The organism is Micromonospora sp. NPDC002411 (genome assembly GCF_053592955.1).
Genome location: NZ_JBSFBM010000533.1, coordinates 1 through 2,994 on the forward strand (window position 1 = coordinate 1; position 2,994 = coordinate 2,994).

A 2,994-nucleotide genomic window follows, 5' to 3' on the forward strand; every position below is an offset into this window, starting at 1 on the left:
GTCGAGGGTCGGGGCGGGGTGGAGATCTCCAACTGGCCGCCCGGCTCCAGGGTCACCACGCCGCCGTCTCGCAGCGGCTCGGCCGGGCTGGTGGGGGCGAGCAGCCGGACGATCACCGGGGCGCACAGGCCGACGAAGCCGACCGGGCCGGTGAGGGTGACCGCCGCGGCGGAGAGCAGTACGGCCAGCACCATGACGGTGAGCCGGGTACGCCGCACGTCGAGGCCGAGCACGGTGGCGGTGTCGTCGCCGAGGGCGAGGATGTCGAGGCGGTGTCCGAGCAGCACGAGCACGAGGGCTGCGCCGACGATCACCGGGGCGAGCTGGGTCAGCGCGGTCAGGTCGCTCTGCACCAGAGAGCCGTTGCCCCAGGCGAACAGACCGATGGTGGCCTGCTCGAAGAGGAGCAGCAGCAGGGTGGTCACCGACCCGAGCGCCAGCGCGGTCGCCGAGCCGGCGAGGATCAGCCGGGTGGTGCCGGCCTGCCCACCGGAGGACATCGCCATCACCAGGCCGGCGGCGGCCAGCCCGCCGCAGAAGGCGAGGCCACCGGAGGGCAGCGCCGGCAACGAGATGCCGAACGCGGCGACGGCGACGATCGCCAGATGGGCACCGGCGTTGACCGCGAGGGTGTCGGGGGAGGCGAGCGGGTTGCGGGCGATCGACTGCAACGCCGCGCCGGCGAACCCGAGTGCCACGCCGATGGCCAGCCCGGCGAGCAGCCGAGGCAGCCGGGAGGCGATCAGCACGCGGGCCGCCTCGTCGTCGTCGCCGGTCGCGAGCCGGAGCAGGTCGAGGGCCCCGACGTTCGAGGTGCCCTGGGTGAGGTGCACCGCGCTGACCACGAGCAGCAGCAGGAGCGCCGCGACGAAGACCCCGGCGACGCGGGGTACGGCCAGGCGTCCGCCCGGAGCCGGCCGGGTGGCCGGCTCCGGGCGTGAGGGTGCGTTCAGCACGCTCACACCGCGTACGTCTTGACGAGTTCGTCGATGTACTGCTTGCCGGAGAGCGGCCCACCGAAGGTCCAGATGCCGTTGGGCATCTTGTGCAGGTTGCCCTTCTGCACGAAGGGCAGCGACTTCCAGATGGCGTTGCTGGCGAGCCCGTCGGCGAACACGTCGTCGCCGTCGGAGGCGTTGTAGAAGAGACGCATGTTCGGGTCCTTGAGCACGGTCATGCCCTCGACGTCGGTCTGGCCGAGGCCCCACACCTCATCGGTCTTGCCGGTCCAGGCGTTGGTGAGGCCGAGTTGGATGCCGATCTGGGAGACGAGCGCGCCCTTGCCGAACATCCGGATGCTGACGGTGCTGCCCTCCTTCCAGCCGTCGGCGATGGCGAACGGCTGGCCGGCGGCGCCCGCGTCGGCGATCTTCTTCTTGCCGTCGGCGATGGCCGTGTCGAAGTCGGCGAGCAGCTTCTCCGCCTGCGCGGTCTTGCCGACGGCCTTCGCGATCATGGTGAGGTCCGCGCGCATCCGGCCGAGGTTGTCGGTGGCGTCACTGGCCTTGGCGACCACGACGGGGACGAACTTCTCCAGCTGACTGACGATGGTGCCGCCCCGGTCGTCCTCCATCACGACGAGGTCGGGCTGGAGGGCCACGATCGAGTCGATGCTGGGTTCGCCGCGAGCGCCGACGTCCTTGACGCTCGGGTCGAGCTTCGCGGAGGTGACCCAGGTGCCGTAGCCCTTCGGGTCGGCCACACCGACGGGCATGACGCCCAGGCTGACCAGCATCTCGACCTCGCCCCACTCGAGCCCGACGACCTTGGTCGCCGGGGCCTTGAGGGTGATCTCCTTGCCCCGGCTGTCGGTGATGGTGACCGGCCCGCCGGCCGCCGAGGCGGAGGTCTCGGGAGTGGCGGCCTTCTCGGTGGTGCCGCAGGCGCCGAGTGTCAGGGCGGCCACGACGGCGATGAGGGCTGTGAAACGGGTACGGGTCATGACGGTCTTTCTCTGCTGGGGATGAGGGGTGTTTCAGACCAGGGCGCGGACCGCGTGCCGCCCGACGGGGCGGGTGGTGACCAGTCCGCTGATCGGATCGGTGGTCACCTCGATGCGGATTCCGTAGGTCTCGGTGAGGGCTTCCTCGGTGAAGACGGTGGCCGGGGTGCCGGTGGCGCGGACCCTGCCCTGGTGCAGCAGGACCACCTCGTCCGCCACGGCGGCGGCCTGGTTGAGGTCGTGCAGGACGACACCGACGGCGACGCCGTGGTCGTCGGCGAGGTCACGGACCAGGTCCAGGATCTCCACCTGGTAGCGCAGGTCGAGGAAGGTGGTGGGTTCGTCGAGGAGCAGCACCGGAGTGTCCTGGGCCAGGCAGGTGGCCAGCCACACCCGCTGCAACTCGCCGCCGGAGAGTTCGTCGACCGGCCGCTCGGCCATCGCGGTGACGCCGGTGACGTCCATGGCGCGGGCGATGGCGGCGGGACCGTCCGGATCCTCGGTGCGCCAGCGCCCCCGGTAGGGGTGCCGGCCGTAGCCGACGACATCGTGGACGGTGACGCCGCTGGGCACCGGACGGCTCTGGGCGAGCAGGGTGACCCGCCGGGCGAACTCCCGGGACGGGAGGCTGGCGGCCGCGACGCCGTCGGCGAGGTGGACCAGACCGGACTCGATCGGGTGCAGGCGGGCCAGGGCCCGCAGCAGGGTGGACTTGCCACTGCCGTTGGGCCCCACGAGGGCGGTCACGGCGCCGGCGCGAAGGTTGATCATGGCGCCGTGCACTACCGGCACGCCGTGGTAGCCCAGACGGAGGTCGACGCCGGACAGGCTGCGCTCCCCGTTGGCCGACGCCAACTCGTTCTGCATGAGGTTAGGCTAACCTAACGAAATGCCGGCGTGTCAAGTCGGCCAACGGGTCAGCTCACCGGGGACGGACCGGCGGTCGTCGCGGGCTCGCACCGCCGTCGAAATCGGCGGCGACGTGCAGGAAGTCGTTCCAGAAGTCGACCATCACCTCGAACAACTGGCGCTTGGACCAGATCTGCCGGGCG

The 2,994-nt window shown here is 71.3% G+C and carries 3 protein-coding genes; all 3 read right to left on the reverse strand.

The features are described from left to right. A partial coding sequence (locus ACWCO3_RS33405) for an iron chelate uptake ABC transporter family permease subunit (RefSeq protein ID WP_450013931.1) occupies nucleotides 1-956 on the reverse strand: 956 nt, incomplete at its 3' end. 2 nt (nucleotides 957-958) lie between these two features. Further along, nucleotides 959-1,942 (reverse strand): ABC transporter substrate-binding protein, encoded by a 984-nt coding sequence (locus ACWCO3_RS33410; protein WP_450013933.1) that lies wholly within the window; start codon nucleotides 1,940-1,942, stop codon nucleotides 959-961. Between the two features lie 33 nt (nucleotides 1,943-1,975). Then, complete coding sequence (locus ACWCO3_RS33415; protein ID WP_145782937.1) at nucleotides 1,976-2,809, reverse strand: ABC transporter ATP-binding protein; 834 nt, start codon at nucleotides 2,807-2,809, stop codon at nucleotides 1,976-1,978. Nucleotides 2,810-2,994: the final 185 nt, after the last annotated feature.

Bases quoted from the DNA above. Each gene is read 5' to 3' on its own strand.
- ACWCO3_RS33415 (WP_145782937.1), bottom strand. From the start codon at position 2,809: ATGCAGAACGAGTTGGCGTCGGCCAACGGGGAGCGCAGCCTGTCCGGC.
- ACWCO3_RS33410 (WP_450013933.1), bottom strand. From the start codon at position 1,942: ATGACCCGTACCCGTTTCACAGCCCTCATCGCCGTCGTGGCCGCCCTG.